Origin of the sequence: Bradyrhizobium lablabi (assembly GCF_900141755.1) — a bacterium.
Lineage (GTDB): Bacteria > Pseudomonadota > Alphaproteobacteria > Rhizobiales > Xanthobacteraceae > Bradyrhizobium > Bradyrhizobium lablabi_A.
Genome location: NZ_LT670844.1, coordinates 2,310,244 through 2,327,434 on the forward strand (window position 1 = coordinate 2,310,244; position 17,191 = coordinate 2,327,434).

A 17,191-nucleotide genomic window follows, 5' to 3' on the forward strand; every position below is an offset into this window, starting at 1 on the left:
ATCCCATCACGAAATACATAATTAATCATTTAATATCAGTTGCTTGAGGAAGCGCTTGCGGCCGTTTCCCGGCAAAAACGAAGGCCCCGGCTTGCCCAGCCGGGGCCTTTTCCGTCTCCACAATTGTAACAAATGTCAGTTGGTCTGGCGGCGCAGGAAGGCCGGAATATCTAAATGATCGTCGCCCTGTGGCGCCGCTGCAACAGGTGCCGGGCGCCCATGAACGTCCAACCCTTGCGGGGCGGGCCGGCGCGCATACTCCGATACCGGCTCGTTCGCGGCGATTTGCTGCGCGACCGAACGCTGAGACTTGCGCTCCGGCAGCGGAGGCATCGGCGCCATCGACGGACCCGAGGCGCGGGCCGCGATCGGCGGCTCGGTTTCCTCGTCGCGGCGGCCGAGGCCGACATTGGCAAGTCGCTGCAACAGCGACATCCGGGTCTTTTGCGGATGATCCTCCTCGACCTCGCCGCGGGCCTGCCGGATCTCGTTCTGCGCCGGCATCGGCAGGTCTTCGAATTTCGGCATCCGTGGCGTGCGAACCGGCGGGCGTTCCGCGGCCTGCGGAATGAACGTCTCGGGTGTCGCGGGCTCGGGGACCTCGACGCGGGCGACATCATGATCCGGGAACAAGGTCGGCTTCTGCGCGATCGGCCGCACTGTGACGTCGCCATAGGAGGCGGGCTGCAGCGGTGCTGCGGCCGCCTGCGGGACGTCAGGTGCAACGGCTGCTGCAATCGCCGCCAGTGCCGCGCGTTCGACGCTGCTCGCGGCGCGCGGCGGCGCAGCCGCTGCCGCTGGGGCCGGGCTCGTTGCCTCGAGCTTCTGGGCGCGTTCGGCCAGACGGGCATTGTCGGCGCGCAACCGCGCCGTCAGATCAGCGAGGCGGCTGTCCGGCGTTGCGCCCGGGGCCGCGGCGTTGACGGCGGGTGCCGACGGCGCGCCGGCGTTGCGCGAGATCAGCGCCTGCTCGATGCCGGTGGCGACGACGGAGACGCGGATCAGGCCGTCGAGACTCTCGTCGAACGTGGCGCCGACGATGATATTGGCGTCCTGGTCGACCTCCTCGCGAATCCGGGTCGCGGCTTCGTCGACTTCGAACAGCGTCAGGTCCTTGCCGCCGGTGATGGAGATCAACAGGCCGCGCGCGCCCTTCATCGAAGAGTCGTCGATCAAAGGATTCGCGATCGCAGCTTCCGCCGCGGTCAGAGCGCGCTTGTCGCCGGAAGCCTCGCCGGTGCCCATCATCGCCTTGCCCATTTCGCGCATCACGGCGCGGACGTCGGCGAAGTCGAGGTTGATCAGGCCTTCCTTGACCATCAGGTCGGTGATGCAGGCGACGCCCGAATAGAGCACCTGGTCGGCCATCGCGAAGGCGTCGGCGAAGGTGGTCTTTTCGTTGGCGACCCGGAACAGGTTCTGGTTCGGGATGATCAAGAGCGTATCGACCACCTTGTGCAGCTCTGCGATACCGGCTTCCGCCGTGCGCATGCGGCGCTGGCCTTCGAAGTGGAACGGTTTTGTCACCACGCCGACGGTGAGGATGCCCTGGTCGCGCGCGGTCCTGGCGATGACGGGCGCGGCGCCGGTGCCGGTGCCGCCGCCCATGCCGGCGGTGACGAACACCATGTTGGCGCCGGAGAGATGGTCGCGGATCTCGTCGAGCACTTCCTGGGCCGCGGCCGCGCCGACATCCGGCTGGGATCCGGCCCCTAGGCCCTGGGTGACCTGGGTGCCCATCTGGATGATGCGCTGCGATTTCGACATCGTCAGCGCCTGGGCGTCGGTATTGGCGACGACGAAATCGACACCCTGAAGGCCGGCAGTGATCATGTTGTTGACGGCGTTACCGCCCGCGCCGCCGACGCCGAAGACGGTGATCCGCGGCTTCAGCTCGCTGATGTCAGGGGGAGTAAGATTGAGTGCCATGGTTGCCTCTCGATTACGCGCGCGTTGGTTCGCCCCGGCCGACGGCCGCGGGAGTTGGTGAAAATCGAATGTGATGGAAAAGATTCATCAGAAGCCCTCGCGAAGCCATCGTCCGACTTTTCCGAAATAGCCGTCAGTCCCTGTCCTCAGCTGCCGCGTATGCCGCGGTTCGACATGTTCAAGATGAGCGTATTGCGGGTAGACCAGAAGGCCCGTGGGAACCGCGAACGAAGCGCTCTTGGCCTCGTTGGGCAGCCGGCCAAAGCCGAGCGGACGGCCAAGCCGCACCGGCCGGCCGAGGATCTGGGTTGCAAGCTCGGGGAACCCGGTGAGCTGCGCCGCGCCCCCGCTCAAGACAATTCGCGCCTTTGGCTCTGCCGCAAAAGGAGAATCCGCGAGGCGGTCCCGGACCATTTCAAAAATCTCCTCGGCGCGGTGCCGGACGATGTTCACGATCGTGGCGCGGGACACGACCTGAGGAACATCCAGCTCGTTGTCGCCGGTGGTCGGCACGGACATCAACTCACGCGCGTCGGAACCACCGGTCAGCACGGTGCCATATAACGTCTTGATTCGCTCGGCATCCGCAATGCATGCGCTCAAGCCCCGCGCAAGATCCATGGTGATGTGGTGGCCGCCGACCGAAAACCCGCTGGCGTGGACGAAGCGGCCGCCGGAATAGGTCGCGATCGTGGTGGTTCCGGCGCCCATCTCCACCACGGCGGCGCCGAGATCGGCTTCATCGTCGGTCAGGACCGACAACCCCGCCACATAGGGGCTCGCCGCCATGGCTTCGACATTGAGATGGCAGCGCTCGACCACCAGCATCAGATTCTTGGCAACCGTGGCATCCGAGGTGACGACGTTCATGTCGACGCCGAATTGCCGCGCTACCATGCCGCGGGGATCGCGGATGCCCTTGACGCCGTCGAGCGCGTAGCCGACCGGCAGCGCGTGCAGCACGGTGCGGCCCGCGCCGGTGGCGTGGCGCATGCCGGTCGAGGTGACGCGGCTGACATCGGCCGAGGTGACGGCGCCGCCGCGAATATCGGAGGCGGCCTCGATCAATTGGCCATGCAGCCGGCCGCCGGAAACCGAAAGCAGCACGGATTCGACCCGGACCTTAGCCATCCGTTCGGCCTCGGCCACCGCCTGACGCACCGCCTGCTCGCATTCGGCGAGATCGACCACCGCGCCGGCCTTGACGCCGCGCGACTGGATCTGGCTGTAGCCGATCAATTCGACGGCATGGCTGCGGCCGCGCAGCGCATCGCTCGGCGGGCACGGTTTTAGCCGCGCGATCATGCAGGCGATCTTGCTGGTGCCGATGTCGAGCGACGCCACCAGCGCGGTGCGCTTCTGCGGCATCGGGCGCGTCTTCGGCGTCTGGTTGCGGTCAAGGCCGGTCATGCATCACCGGCCTTCTTCTTCGATTTCTTGTCCTTGAACAATTCTTCGCGGGCTTTCGCCGCCTCGTCGGACAATTGCACCGTCAGCCGGTCCGGCAGGCGCATGTCGACGGCGACGATGTCGCGCGAGAACAGCTTCTCTTCCTTGTCGAGCCTGCTCAGGCTCGCCAGCGCGTTGCCGACGTCGTTTTCCGGCAGGCGGATATCGAGACCGTCCTTGAGCCGCAGGTTCCAGCGCCGCTCGCCGACGAAGATCACCGCCTTGGTGACGGAGTTCACTTGCGGATAGCGGGCGAGCAGCGCCAGGAAATCGCGCGCGCGGGTCTCGGCGCCCTTGCCGACCACCAGCGGCAGCGAAAGGAACCGGCGCGAGACGTAGGGCTCGAGCACCGCGCCATCATCCGCAATCACCGAGAGCCGGCCATCCTGCTGCCATAGCGCGAATGCCGTGCGCTCGACGATGTCGATCTGGAGCTGACCGGGATAGAATTTCAGCACGGTGGCGTCGGCGATCCAGGGATTGGCCTTCAGCTTGTCGCGCACGGTCGCGGCATCGAGGAACAACAGCGACGAGCGGCCATTGACGCCGCCCGTCGCGAGCACCTCGTCCTGGGTCAATTGCTTGCGGCCGTTGATGGCGACGGTAGTGATGCGAAATCCGACGGAATTGGCGATCGCGTTGCGGGTGTCGCTCAAGGCCGAGGTTAGTTCCTCGAGATGGCCGCCTTTGACGACGCCGAAGCCTGTGCTGCCGAGCAGGATCAGCACGGTCGCGGCGATGCCGGCGCGGCGCGGGATATAGCGTTCGATCATCGCGATCAGCCGGTGCGGCGGTTCGCGCTCGAGTGATGGACCGGTTACGACACGCTTTGACGCCAGCCACTCGCGCAGCAGCATGCCCGCGCCGATGGCGGCGGCTTTCAGGTCAGTTTGGGGCCTCGGCGATCTCAGCGACCGAGCGAGGCGTCCTGCACCATCCATTGCACGAGCTCGTCAAAAGTTGCGCCCGCAAAAGCTTTGCGAGTTCCGGCACATATGACGTCTCGGTCATGCCGGGCTGGTGCCGACCTCAAGTCAGAGGAGGCCACCCGTTCCCTCGATGCGGTCGTCGAAGCGGAAATCCGCAACAGCTCACGCCCCGGCAGCCAAGCGCCACATGCGCCGCCAGCGTTAACCTTCGGACTTCCTGGTAAACAAAGTGTAAATTAGGTCTGAGCAGGGTGCGTTTTGGCCCGCTTTCTGAGTAGTTTGGCTCGAAATGTTAAAATTTTACTAATGGAACAATTTCGATGCCATTGGCGGCTTCCCTTGTCGAAGGCGAGGGAGATATTTACGACTGAGCAGCGGTAGACGAATTTGGGGCCTCACAGGGATGGGATGAAGGATGCGGCCATTGAATCGGCGGCTTCCATGAGCACGGGACCGCGCCACTTTATCCTCCAGGCCCTTGACCCCGATCATGGCAGTCCCGTGCTTGAGGCCATGTTACTCGTCACCGACCTCGAAGACCTTCGACCCCTGCTCGACATTGATGCCAGTGACGCAGGACCCCGTTAAGGCCCAGCCCTACTTCTGCGCGCGCTTTACCGCCAAGGCGATCTGGTCTTGCAGGAAATCAACAAAATCGATGCCCTTGGCCTTGAGCGCCTTCGGATAGAGCGAGGCCTTGGTCAGGCCCGGCAGGGTATTGGTTTCGAGATAAACGAGACCCTTGGCCGAGACGATGAAGTCCGAGCGGGAATAGCCGCCGCACGACATCGCCTTGTGCGCCCGCAGCGCCTGGTCCATCAACTGCGCGGTGATTTCGGGCGCGAAGCGTCCGGGGCAGATCTCCTGGGTCGCTTTGGCCAGATATTTCGCCCGATAGTCGAACCCGAACCCGCCCTCTGCCGGAATGATCTCGATCGGCGGCAGCGCGATCACCGAACCGTCCAACTGCTCCAGCACGCCGCAGGTCGCCTCTGTCCCTGCAATGAACGGTTCAATCACATATTCTTCCGTGTTGGCCGCGCGACGAACGGCGGCAAGATCCTGTGTCGCGTTGACGAAGATCAGGCCGTAGCTCGAGCCGTCGCGCGCCGGCTTGGCAATCAGCTTGCCGTATTCGGCCAGCGCCGTCTCGAGCTCTTCCAGCGCCACGCCTTTCGGCGCCTTCACGCCCGCGATCTCGGCAAAGCGTTTTGCTGCGATCTTGTCGAAGGCGAGGTGCGACGACGCCGAACTGGAGCCGGTGAACGGAATCCCGCGCCCTTCGCACATCGCCTGCAGCTCGCCGTTCTCCGCCATGCCGCCGTGCAGGCCGAGCACCAGGAGGCGATCTTCGGATTTTGCGATATCGAGCGCCTGTTCGATCCGGCCGATGCTGGGCGCGCCTGATTTGAACGGGTCCTCGAATGGCCGCGAATGGTTTTCAAGCAGCTGGGGCTGCGTTGCGTGCACGGTGTCATCGACATCCCAGAACCACAAATCGGCGTCAGGCAGCGCCGCATGCAGCGCCTGCGCGCTCGCCACCGAAACCAGCCGCTCCTTGTTGGTGCCGCCGAAAAGAATGGTAATCCGCATCAGTTTTGTTCCGCTGTTTCGTCATTCCGGGATGCACCGAAGGTGCAGACCCGGAATCTTTCTCCGTATCACCTGAGATTCCGGGTTCGCGCTACGCGCGCCCCGGAATGACGACTACCTTGGAATCCCGATCCGCTTGATCTCCCAGTGTAGCTCGATTCCACTAATTTCCATTACCCGCGCGCGCACCGTCTCGCCCAGGGTTTCGATATCATGGCCGGTCGCGGCCCCCGTATTGATCAGGAAATTGCAATGCATCTCCGACACCTGCGCGCCGCCGAGGCGCAAGCCCCGGCAGCCGGCGGCATCGATCAGCTTCCAGGCGCTATTTCCCGGTGGATTCTTGAAGGTCGAGCCGCCGGTCTTTTCGCGGATCGGCTGCGCGGTTTCGCGGTGGGTTTGCACCTCGTTCATCCGCGCCCGGATCGCCTCGGGCGCAGCAGGCGCCCCGCGAAACCGCGCGGAAGTAAAGATGATGGAAGGATCGACGCCGCTGTTGCGGTAGACGAATTTCATATCGGCATTGGTAAACGTGTGTTTCTTGCCGTCGCGGCTGACGCCGGTGGCGCCAAGAAGGACATCCCTGGTTTCGCTGCCATTAGCGCCGGCATTCATGCGCAGCGCGCCGCCGATGGTGCCGGGAATGCCGAAGAAAAATTCGAGCCCTGCAAGATTGGCCGCCGCCGCCGTTTCCGCCACGCGCTTGTCGAGCGCCGCCGCGCCGGCGCTGACGATATCGTCTTGTGTGCCGGTCTCACCAAAGCCGCGCGGTGAGAGCCTGATCACCACCCCCGGCATGCCGCCATCGCGCACGATCAAATTGGAGCCGACGCCGACGACATAGAGGGGAAGCTGTTCCGGCAAATGCGCGAGGAAATAGGCCAGATCGTCTTCATCCATTGGGGTGAACAGCACCTGCGCCGGGCCGCCGACCCGAAACCAGGTCAGTTCGGCGAGCGACTGGTTCGCCAACAAACGCCCGCGCAAGTCCGGCATCGCGGCTTTGAGGTCGGGCGTGATGTCAGGAAACGTCATGCGAGCGCGCCATAGCATCTAATTTCGTCATGGCCGGGCTTGTCCCGGCCATCCACGTCTTGCACTTTCTCAGTATGGCAGGCGGGTACGTTTATTTTCTGACCAATCGACCCAACGGCATCCTCTATGTTGGCGTGACGAACGACCTCGTTCGCCGCAGCTTCGAACATCGCTCCGGATTCGTCGATGGCTTCACCAAGCGGTACGGGCTGAAGCGACTGGTCTATTTCGAAAAATTCGATGACATCCGTGATGCCATTCAGCGCGAGCACAACATCAAGCATTGGCCGCGCTCCTGGAAGGTCCGAAAGATTGTCGTCGATAATCCTAATTGGGACGACCTTTATCCGACGATAGCGCAGTAAAGACGTGGATGGCCGGGACAAGCCCGGCCATGACGAGCCTAGGCACTGTGAACCCATCATCCCAGCGCCTTCAATTCGCCCGGCAGGGCATAGGCCCATTGCGTGATGTTGCCGGCGCCGAGACAGACGACGAAATCGCCGGGGCCGGCGATGCCGTGAACCACGCGCGCGAGGTCGGCCGACTTCTGCAGCGGGATCACTTCGCGATGGCCGTGCGCGCGCAACCCCAAGACAAAATGGTCGCGGTCGATGCCCGCAATCGGCGTCTCGCCGGCCGGATAGACTTCGGCGACGACAACGGTATCGGCATCGTTGAAGCAGGTGCAAAATTCCTCGAACAGCGATTGCAGGCGGGTGAAGCGATGCGGCTGCACCACGGCGACGATCTTGCCGTTGGTGGATTCCCGCGCCGCCTTCAACACCGCCGCGATCTCGACCGGATGATGGCCGTAATCGTCGATGATGGTGGCACCGTTCCATTCACCGGTCTTGGTGAAGCGCCGCTTGACGCCGCCAAAGCCCGCGATGGCCTTGCGGATGGCGTCGTCGGAAAGTCCGAGCTCGTGCGCGACCGCGATCGCCGCGGTCGCGTTCGATGCATTATGCCGCCCCGGCATCGGCAACAGGATGTCGGCGATCTCATGCGTGGCATCGGTCTTGCGGTTGCGGAACACGACCTTGAATTTCGAGCCGCCGCCCATCGGCGCGAGGTCCATCAGCCGCGCGTCGGCCTGCGGATTTTCGCCATAGGTGATGATGCGGCGATCCTCGATCTTGCCGACGAGGGTCTGCACGACGGGATGATCGATGCACATCACCGCAAAACCGTAGAACGGCACGTTCTCGACAAAATTACGAAACGCGTCCTGCACGGCGTCGAAGGTCTTGAAATGGTCGAGGTGCTCGGGGTCGACATTGGTGACGATCGCGACATCGGCCGGCAATTTCAAAAATGTGCCGTCGCTCTCGTCGGCCTCGACCACCATCCACTCGCCGGCCCCTAACCGCGCGTTGGTACCATAGGCATTGATGATGCCGCCATTGATCACGGTGGGGTCGAGGTCGCCGGCGTCGAGCAACGCCGCGACCATCGAGGTCGTGGTGGTCTTGCCATGGGTGCCGGCGATGGCGACGCAGCTTTTGAGCCGCATCAACTCGGCCAGCATTTCGGCGCGGCGCACCACCGGGATGCGCTGGGCGCGGGCCGCCATCAATTCGGGATTGTCGCGCTTGATCGCGGTCGACACCACAAGCACATCGGCGCCGGCGACGTTTTCCGCTTTGTGGCCGACGGTAATCTTGATGCCCTTGTCGCGCAGCCGGCCGACATTGGCGCTCTCCGACGCATCCGAGCCCTGCACGGTGTAGCCGAGATTGCACAGGACCTCGGCGATGCCGCTCATGCCGATGCCACCGATCCCGACGAAGTGGATGGGTCCGATCTCGCGCGGCAGTCTCATGGTTGCTTCCCCAAGGCGTCATCGTCCGCGAAAGCGGACGATCCAGTATTCCGCGAAGCCCGCGATTCAGATCGGCTGCGCAGAGTACTGGATGCCCCGCTTTCGCGGGGCATGACAAGGGCAATTTTGCCCGCAATGGCCTAGATTCCGGCCACTTTCACTACCAGATCGGCCAGCCGCTCGGCGGCATCGAGCCGGCCCACGGTGCGGGCGCCGGCCGCCATGGCAGCGAGCCGGGCCGGCTCGGCCGCCAAGCCTGAGATTTCCGCGGCCAGGCGGTCGGGGGTGAAGTCGGCTTGCGTTATCCGCAGCGCGCCAGCCGCCTGCGCCAGCACACCGGCATTGGCGAACTGGTCCTGGTCGATCGAACCGGGCAGCGGCACCAGGATCGAGGGGCGGCCGATGGCGCCGAGTTCGGCGACGGTTCCCGCGCCGGATCGCGACACCACCAGCTGGCTCGACGCCAGCCGCGCCGGCAGATCGGGGAAGAATGGCGCGAGCTCGGCGTTGATCTTGAGCCGGTCATAGACTGCGCGCACCCGCGCCATATCCTCCTGGCGCACTTGCTGGGTCAGGACCAACCTGCTCCACAGCGACGGCTCCAGCCGCTCGATCGCGCCGGGCACGATGTCGGCCATCACGCGCGCGCCCTGGCTGCCGCCGACCACCAATAGCCGCAGCGGGCCGGCCGGGTCCGGGGTGACGAATTTCACCGCAGCCGCCGCCAGGATCGCCGGCCGCATCGGGGTGCCGACGGCGGTCGTTTTCGGCGCCAGCGCCGGATCGCGATCCAGCACGCCCGGCAGCGAGGTCGCGATCGCGCTGACGCGGCTCGACAAAAAACGGTTGGCACGGCCGAGCACAGCATTGGCCTCATGAATGATGCCGGGCACGCCAAAAAACCGCGCCGCGATCAGCGGCGGCACCGTCGGATAACCGCCGAAGCCGACCACGGCCGCGGGTCTTGATCGGCGCATCAGGTTGAATGACACGACGGCGCCGGCGGCGAGCATCATTCCGGTATAAGCGAGCGACCACGGCGTGCGGCTGCGCACGGTCTCGCTCGGCACCACATCGATCATGTCCCTGGTAAATAGTCCGCTGTAGCGCAGCGCGCGCGCATCGGTCGCAAGCCGCACGCGAAAGCCCCGCTTGATCAGCTCGACGCCCAGCGCCTCGGCGGGAAACAGATGGCCGCCGGTGCCGCCCGCGGCGAGCTGAATGAGAGGCGAAGAGTCCATGGGTCGCGCAATCTGGAGACGAGGAACCGTCATTGCGAGGAAGAAAAGAGCTGGATTGCTTCGTCGCTTTGCTCCTCGCAATGACGAAAAGTTACTCCGAGGTCAAGCGTAGCTGCGCGCCGCGTTGGCGTCGCCGATCGATTCCATCTCGGTGCGCGGCCGTTGCCGGGTCAAAGCCAGCATCATGCCGACCCCATAGGCCAATGAGACGATCGAGGAGCCGCCATAGGAGATGAACGGCAGCGTCATGCCCTTGGCCGGGATCAATTGCAGATTGACCGACATGTTGATCGCCGCCTGCACGCCGAACAAAATGGCAAGGCCGGAGGCGGCAAAGCGCGCAAACATGTCCTCGGTGGCGTAGGCCCGCGACAGCGCGCGGATCACGATGAAGGCGAACAGCGCCAGCAGCACGAGGCAAAGGATGATGCCGAATTCCTCCGCCGCCACCGCGAATACGAAATCGGTGTGGCTGTCCGGCAGGCTGCGTTTGGCAATGCCTTCGCCGGGGCCGAGCCCGAACCAGCCGCCGTTATAAAAGGCCTCCATCGCGGTATCGACCTGAAAGGTGTCGCCGGAGGCCGGATTCATGAAGCGCTTGATACGGCCGGCGACGTGCGGCACCAGGAGATAGGCCGCGAACAGTCCGGCGGTCGCCGCGCCTCCGAGCCCGAGCACCCAGATCATCCGCATGCCCGCGATGAAGAACAGCGCGCCCCACACCATCAGGATCAGCATGGTCTGGCCGAAATCCGGTTCCATCACCAATAGCGACACCAGCATCATCAACAGCACCAGCGCCATCGAGGTCGCCGGCATTTCCGGCCGCTTGGCCGATTCGGCAAACAGCCACGCCGCCAGCACCACGAAGGCGGGCTTGGCGGATTCGGAGGCCTGGATGTTGACGCCGATCAGGGTGATCCAGCGCCGCGAGCCCTTGACCTCGGGCCCGATCAACAGCGTCACCACGATCAGCGCGATCGAGACCGCGAACACGATCAGCGCGGTGCGGCGGATCTGCCGCGGCGACAGGAACGACACACCGATCATCACAATGAAGGAGGGCAACAGAAACAGCACGTGGCGATTGAAGAAATGAAAGGGTTCGAGCCCGATCCGCGTCGCCACCGGCGGGCTCGCCGCAAGTGACAAGATAATGCCGGCGAGCATCAGCGCGATAATCGCCGCAAGCTGCAGGCGATCCACGGTCCACCACCATTCGCTAAAGGGGGTGCGTTGTTCACGGGAGATCATGGGCGGTCCCAAACAGGCGGAGGTTTGCCCATTGGTCGCCTAGGATGGTTTCCAAGGGGTTAATGAATTGGAAATGTTTTGAGTGAGGCGCCCTCTCCACTCGTCATGCCCGGGCTTGTCCCGGGCATCCACGTCTTTGGTGCCAGAAGGAAGGAAGACGTGGATGGCCGGGACAAGCCCGGCCATGACGGTGCTAGTCACACCACTGGCTTGACGCCGGGCAACGCCGTCACGAGATCGCGGAACTTGGCGCCGCGGATTTCGAAATTGCGGTACTGGTCGAACGAGGCGCAGGCCGGCGACAGCAGCACTACGGGATCGGCGAGCCTGGAGGCCTCGGCATCGCGCGCGGCATTGGCAACGGCCACATCCAGCGTCTCGCTGATCTCGTGCGGCACGGCATCGCCGAGCGTCGTCGCAAATTCCTGCGCGGCTTCGCCGATCAGATAGGCCTTGTGGATTCGTGAAAAGTATTCGGTGAGGCCCGTGATGCCGCCCTGCTTCGGCTTGCCGCCGGCGATCCAGAAGATGTCCGCGAAAGACGACAGCGCGTGCGCCGCCGCATCCGCATTGGTGCCCTTGGAGTCGTTGACGAACAGCACGTTGCCGCGGCGACCGACCTGCTCCATGCGGTGTGCAAGGCCGGGAAAGCTGCGCAAGCCGTTTTGCAAGGTTTCAGTGGAGACCCCGAGCGCCAGCGCGCAGGCCGAAGCGCAAGCCGCATTCTGCGCGTTGTGCAGGCCGCGCAAGGAACCGATGCCGCCGATCCGCGCGACCTCGCTACGCGCGCCGCCGGCGGCGCGCCAGATGATTTCGCGCTCGACATAGATGCCGTCCGGCAGCGGATTTTTCACCGAGATGCGCACCACGCGCGCCCCGGCCTGCTCGATGCGGTCGGCGGTATTGCGGCTCCAGCCGTCATCGACGCCGACGATCGCGGTGCCGTCCTTCTGCACGCCCGCGACCAGCCGCTCCTTCACGGCGGCATAATGTTGGAGCGTGCCGTGGCGGTCGATATGGTCCTCGCTGACATTGAGCAGGATGCCGACGGAGGGATCGAGCGAGGGGCACAGATCGATTTGGTACGACGACATCTCGATCACATGCACCCGACCCATGCGCGGCGGTTCCAGCGACAGGATCGGTGTGCCGATATTGCCGCCCATCTGGGCGTCGTAGCCGGCGACGCGCATCAGATGCGCGATCAGGGCCGTGGTGGTCGATTTGCCGTTGGTGCCGGTGATGGCGACGAACGGCGCATCCGGCGCGTGACGACGCCGTTCGCGGCAGAACAATTCGATATCGCCGATCACCTCGACGCCGGCCTGTTGCGCCGCCAGCACCGTCCAGTGCGGCCCCGGGTGCGTCAGCGGCGCGCCGGGCGTCAGCACCAGCGCCGCGAAATTCGCCCACGACATCTTGCGCAAATCCGCGGTGATAAAGCCGGCCTGCACGGCCTCGGCGAGCTTGTCGGCGCCGTCATCGCTCGCGATCACCTCGGCGCCGCCCGCTCTCAAGGCGTGGCAACTCGCAAGCCCGGAACCGCCGAGGCCGAACACCGCGACCGTCTTGCCCGCAAAGGAGGTGACGGGGATCATGACAGGCACGTCATTCCGGAAACCGCACAGCGGTTATCCGGAATCTCGAGATTCCGGATTGCCGCGGAGCCTGTCATCGGGCCGCGCTTCGCGCGGACCCGTTGGCGGCCTCCGGAATGACGGCTGAGAGGATACAAGGTCATCACCGCAGCTTCAGCGTGGAGAGGCCGGCGAGCGCCAGCATCACCGAGATGATCCAGAACCGGATCACGATCTGCGGTTCGGTCCAGCCCAGTTGCTCGAAATGGTGATGGATCGGCGCCATCCGGAACACCCGCTTGCCGGTGAGCTTGAACGATACCACCTGCACGATCACCGACACCGCTTCCAGCACGAACAACCCGCCGATCACGGCGAGCACGATCTCGTGTTTGACCGCGACCGCGATCGAGCCGAGCATGCCGCCGAGCGCGAGCGAGCCGGTGTCGCCCATGAAGATCGACGCCGGCGGCGCGTTGAACCACAAAAATCCCAGTCCCGCGCCGAGCACCGCACCGCACAGCACCGCGAGCTCGCCGGTGCCGGCGACGTAGTTGATCTGGAGATAATCGGAGAATACCGCGTTGCCGACGAGATAGGCGATCAGTCCGAAACTGGCCGCCGCGATCATCACCGGCACGATGGCGAGACCGTCGAGGCCATCGGTCAGGTTGACCGCGTTGCCGGCGCCGACAATGATGAACGCACCGAACAGCACGAAGAACCAGCCGAAATTCAGCACGACCTCCTTGAAGAACGGGATCACGAGCGCGCTGGAGAGCTGGTCGCGTCCAAGCCGGACCAGCGCGTAGCACGCGACGATCGCGATCACCGCTTCGATCGCGAGCCGGATTTTTCCCGCAAAGCCGCTATGGCTCTGCTTCGTCACTTTCAGATAGTCGTCGTAGAAACCGACGAACCCAAAACCGAGCGTCACCGCCAGCACGATCCAGACATAGGGATTGGCCGGATTGGCCCACAGCAATGTCGAGACCACGAGGCCGGAAAGGATCATCAGCCCGCCCATGGTCGGCGTACCGATCTTGGTGATGAGATGCGACTGCGGGCCATCGGAGCGGATCGGCTGGCCCTTGCCCTGCCGAAGCCGCAGATGGTCGATGATCCAGGGTCCGAACAGGAATACGAACAATGCCCCGGTCACCATCGCGCCGCCGGTGCGGAAGGTGATGTAGCGAAACACGTTCAGAAACGGGTGCAAAAAGCCGAAACCGGGAACCGTATTGGAAAGCTCGATCAGCCAGTAAAACATTCAAATCCGCCCTATACCGCGGCTTTTTCATGCGCGGTTTTGCCGGGAAAGCGCATTTCGAGCGCATTCACAATTCTTTTCACCTTCGAGCCCGGCGACCCCTTGATCGTGATGATGTCGCCGGCGCTATTGCAGCAACCGCCCGCGCTTGGAGACCAGCCGCGCTTTCGCACATTTCCGCCCCGTTTACCCGGGGAAAGGACGTCCCACAAGGCAGTTAGCTATCAACTCGCCGGCGCCCTCGCCTGCAAGGCGGCCAACAGCCTCGGCACAAACTTGTTCACCCAGAACATCTTCTTGCTGCCCTTGACCACCACCACGTCGCCGTCCCTGAGCAGGGCCGCGATTTCCCTGGGCTCAAGCGTCGCCGGGTCTTCATGCCAGCCGAGGCCCTTGGCGGCCGGCAGCAGGTCATACAAATGGCGCATCAAGGGACCGACGCAGTACACGCCGTCGATTCCGGCAAGATGTTTGGCCAACCCTTTATGATAGGCCGGCGCCTCGACGCCAAGTTCCAGCATGTCGCCCAAAACCGCGATGCGTCGCCCGGCTTTCAACGGCCGCGCCATCAGGCTGTCGAGCGCCGCGACCATGCTGGCCGGATTGCCGTTGAAGCTGTCGTCAATCAGCGTCGCGCCGCCGGCGGTTTGCTCGACGCCGCGCCCACTCATGATGCCGACATGGCCGAGTTCTTTTGCCAGCGTCGCTTCATCCAGGCCCGCGGCGCGAATTGCCGCCAGCGCCGCCAACGCATTTTGTACACGGTGAGGCGCGCCGGGCGTCAGGCTGAACGCAACCTGCTTGCCCCCCAGTTCAGCGGTTACCTCCCAGTTCTCGCCGTGCGCCGCATGTTTCAACTCCCGCACGTCCGACGCATCGCCGAAGCGGACGGTTTTGCCGTTCCATTCCGGCGCATCGAGTCCCATCGGCAGCACCAGAACGCCGTCCTTGGGCAGGCCCTGCGCGATACTGACCTTCTCTCTCCGGATCGCTTCGAGGCTGCCGAGCTTTTCCAGATGGACCGGCTGCACGTTCACGATCAGCGCCACCGTCGGCTGCGTCAGACCGCTCAAGCGCGAAATCTCGCCGGCCTGGTTCATACCCATTTCGACCACCCATGCGCTGGCTTCGGGGTTGGCATTGCACAGCGTCAGCGGCACTCCCCAAAAATTATTGAAGCTGCTCGGGCTGGCATACGCTCCGGGGTAAGCGGCGATGAATTCCTTGGTGCTGGTTTTGCCGGCGCTGCCGGTCAGGCCGATCACCGGCCCCTTGAATCGCGTCCGCGCCGCGCGGCCGAGCGCCCACAGGCCATCGATGAGCGTGTCCTTCACCACCAGTTGCGGGACGCTCACGCCATCGATCCGGTGCGGAACGATCATCGCTACCGCGCCGGCCACCTCGGCATTGGCTGCGAATTCCCATCCGTCGCGCGCACTCGCAAAACTCGACATAAAACCGCCGCTGGGCGTTCCACTCAGCGCCACGAACAAACTTCCCGGTTTTACCAGGCGGCTGTCCTGGGTGACGAAATCGATTTCGGTTGCGGGAAATTTTTCCGACAGGCGCAGTGCCCGCGCGATTTCGGCAACCGTCCACAATGGCGTCGCGCTCATGCGACCCTCGAGGCAAGCGCGGAAGCCACCACATCATGATCGCTGAACGGCAATACGCGGTCGCCGACGATCTGTCCGGTCTCGTGGCCCTTGCCGGCGATCAGCAGCGCATCGCCGGGCTCTAGACCGGCAATCGCGTTATTGATCGCTTCCGCGCGGTCGCCGATTTCGCTGGCGTCCCTCGTCGCGGCCAGGATCGCCGCACGGATCGCTTCAGGTTTCTCGCTGCGCGGATTGTCGTCGGTGACAATGACATGATCGGCATTCTCGGCGGCAATCGCGCCCATCAGAGGCCGTTTTCCCACGTCGCGGTCTCCGCCGGCGCCGAACACCACGACCAACCTGCCTTTGGCATAAGGCCGCAGCGCCTGCAGCGCTTTTGCCAACGCATCCGGCTTATGCGCGTAATCGACAAATATCGATGCGCCGTTGCGCTCGCCGACCCGCTCCAGCCGGCCCTTTGCACCTTCCAAATGTTCGAGGGCTTCGAATACTTGATCGGCCTCGCTGCCGGTGCCGATCGCAAGCCCTGCGGACACCAGCGCGTTCTCGATCTGGAATTCGCCGACCAGCGGCAGCCGGACCGCTTGTCTCTCGCCGCGATGTTCGAGCGTGAGTTTTTGCGCAAAACCGTCGATCTCGGCCTCGAGGAGGCGAATGCCGTCGCCTCTCCCGTCGCCCTTGCGGCCCACGGTAAGAATCCGAAGTTTTCGCGCGCGCGCCGCATCGATCACGGCCTGCGAACAATCATGATCGGCCGAGATCACCGCGGCGCCATCGGGTGCGACGAGATCGCGGAACAGTCTGAGCTTGGCGGCGAGATAATGCGCGACGTCGGGATGGTAATCCATGTGGTCGCGCGACAGATTGGTAAAACCGCCGGCGGCAACGCGCACGCCATCCAATCGATATTGATCGAGCCCGTGCGATGAGGCTTCGAAGGCGAGGTGCGTGACGCCCTCCGTCGCGATCTCGTCGAGTTGCCGATGCAGCGCGATCGGATCCGGCGTCGTCAGCGATCCGTAGATGGTGCGCTTCGGCGACACCAGCCCGATGGTGCCGATGCTGGCTGCGGCATGCCCGAGCCTAAGCCAGATCTGCCGCGTGAAGGCTGCGACCGACGTCTTGCCGCTGGTACCGGTGACGGCGGCGATCGTTGCCGGCTGCCGCGAAAAGAAGCTCGCCGCCGCAAGCGCCAGCGCGCGGCGCGGATTGCGGGTAACGATGAACGGCACGGACAACGCGCCTCCCGGCGGATGATCGCCCGCGACCGCGACGGCTCCCGATGCGATCGCCGCATCGATGAAGCGCGCGCCATCGGTCTTCTGGCCGGCGAGCGCGAAGAACACTTCGCCCGGCTTGACCAGGCGGCTGTCCACCGCAAGGCCTGTGACCACAACCGCTTCCGCCTGCGGGGGGAGCGTGGCGTCATCGCCAAAGAGGTCGCGAAGTCTCATGGTCTTCCAGTCCGGC

General features: G+C 64.2%; 13 protein-coding genes and 1 pseudogene. 1 reads left to right on the forward strand and 13 read right to left on the reverse strand.

What is annotated here, in order from left to right; all coding sequences use genetic code 11:
• Positions 1-135: 135 nt before the first annotated feature.
• The 6 genes and pseudogenes from ftsZ to murB form a co-directional block, all read right to left on the reverse strand.
• Positions 136-1,929: a cell division protein FtsZ gene (gene ftsZ, locus B5526_RS10755; RefSeq protein WP_079538171.1), complete on the reverse strand. Its 1,794-nt coding sequence runs from the start codon at positions 1,927-1,929 to the stop codon at positions 136-138.
• Between the two features lie 87 nt (positions 1,930-2,016).
• Positions 2,017-3,339, reverse strand: coding sequence for a cell division protein FtsA (gene ftsA / locus B5526_RS10760; RefSeq protein WP_079538172.1), 1,323 nt, complete (start codon positions 3,337-3,339; stop codon positions 2,017-2,019).
• Positions 3,336-4,319, reverse strand: a complete 984-nt coding sequence (locus B5526_RS10765; RefSeq protein ID WP_079538173.1) for a cell division protein FtsQ/DivIB — start codon at positions 4,317-4,319, stop codon at positions 3,336-3,338. The genes ftsA and B5526_RS10765 overlap by 4 nt, the downstream gene beginning before the upstream one ends.
• Positions 4,286-4,644 (reverse strand): annotated as a pseudogene (locus tag B5526_RS10770) (D-alanine--D-alanine ligase); the annotation flags it as partial. The pseudogene B5526_RS10770 and the gene B5526_RS10765, both read right to left, overlap by 34 nt.
• Positions 4,645-4,904: 260 nt before the next feature.
• Positions 4,905-5,900 (reverse strand): D-alanine--D-alanine ligase family protein, encoded by a 996-nt coding sequence (locus B5526_RS10780; protein ID WP_079538175.1) that lies wholly within the window; start codon positions 5,898-5,900, stop codon positions 4,905-4,907.
• Positions 5,901-6,014: 114 nt separating this feature from the next.
• Positions 6,015-6,935, reverse strand: a complete 921-nt coding sequence (gene murB, locus B5526_RS10785) for a UDP-N-acetylmuramate dehydrogenase (protein WP_079538176.1) — start codon at positions 6,933-6,935, stop codon at positions 6,015-6,017.
• Between the two features lie 29 nt (positions 6,936-6,964).
• Here murB and B5526_RS10790 point away from each other — a divergent pair, with 29 nt between their 5' ends.
• Positions 6,965-7,300, forward strand: coding sequence for a GIY-YIG nuclease family protein (locus tag B5526_RS10790; protein ID WP_079538177.1), 336 nt, complete (start codon positions 6,965-6,967; stop codon positions 7,298-7,300).
• 56 nt (positions 7,301-7,356) lie between these two features.
• Here B5526_RS10790 and murC read toward each other — a convergent pair whose 3' ends face one another.
• The 7 genes from murC to B5526_RS10825 all read right to left on the reverse strand — a co-directional run bounded on the left by murC (position 7,357) and on the right by B5526_RS10825 (position 17,175).
• Positions 7,357-8,760: a UDP-N-acetylmuramate--L-alanine ligase gene (gene murC / locus B5526_RS10795; protein ID WP_079538178.1), complete on the reverse strand. Its 1,404-nt coding sequence runs from the start codon at positions 8,758-8,760 to the stop codon at positions 7,357-7,359.
• A 140-nt stretch (positions 8,761-8,900) separates the two neighbouring features.
• Positions 8,901-10,001 (reverse strand): UDP-N-acetylglucosamine--N-acetylmuramyl-(pentapeptide) pyrophosphoryl-undecaprenol N-acetylglucosamine transferase, encoded by a 1,101-nt coding sequence (locus tag B5526_RS10800; RefSeq protein ID WP_079538179.1) that lies wholly within the window; start codon positions 9,999-10,001, stop codon positions 8,901-8,903.
• A gap of 102 nt (positions 10,002-10,103) precedes the next feature.
• Positions 10,104-11,255 (reverse strand): putative lipid II flippase FtsW, encoded by a 1,152-nt coding sequence (gene ftsW / locus B5526_RS10805; RefSeq protein ID WP_079538180.1) that lies wholly within the window; start codon positions 11,253-11,255, stop codon positions 10,104-10,106.
• A gap of 197 nt (positions 11,256-11,452) precedes the next feature.
• A complete protein-coding gene (gene murD, locus B5526_RS10810; protein WP_079538181.1) occupies positions 11,453-12,853 on the reverse strand; it encodes a UDP-N-acetylmuramoyl-L-alanine--D-glutamate ligase in 1,401 nt (466 codons plus the stop codon).
• A 142-nt stretch (positions 12,854-12,995) separates the two neighbouring features.
• On the reverse strand, positions 12,996-14,102 hold the full coding sequence (gene mraY, locus B5526_RS10815; RefSeq protein ID WP_079538182.1) for a phospho-N-acetylmuramoyl-pentapeptide-transferase: 1,107 nt from the start codon (positions 14,100-14,102) through the stop codon (positions 12,996-12,998).
• A 224-nt stretch (positions 14,103-14,326) separates the two neighbouring features.
• Complete coding sequence (locus B5526_RS10820; protein ID WP_079538183.1) at positions 14,327-15,718, reverse strand: UDP-N-acetylmuramoyl-tripeptide--D-alanyl-D-alanine ligase; 1,392 nt, start codon at positions 15,716-15,718, stop codon at positions 14,327-14,329.
• Complete coding sequence (locus tag B5526_RS10825) at positions 15,715-17,175, reverse strand: UDP-N-acetylmuramoyl-L-alanyl-D-glutamate--2,6-diaminopimelate ligase (protein WP_079538184.1); 1,461 nt, start codon at positions 17,173-17,175, stop codon at positions 15,715-15,717. The genes B5526_RS10820 and B5526_RS10825 overlap by 4 nt, the downstream gene beginning before the upstream one ends.
• Positions 17,176-17,191 lie beyond the last annotated feature (16 nt).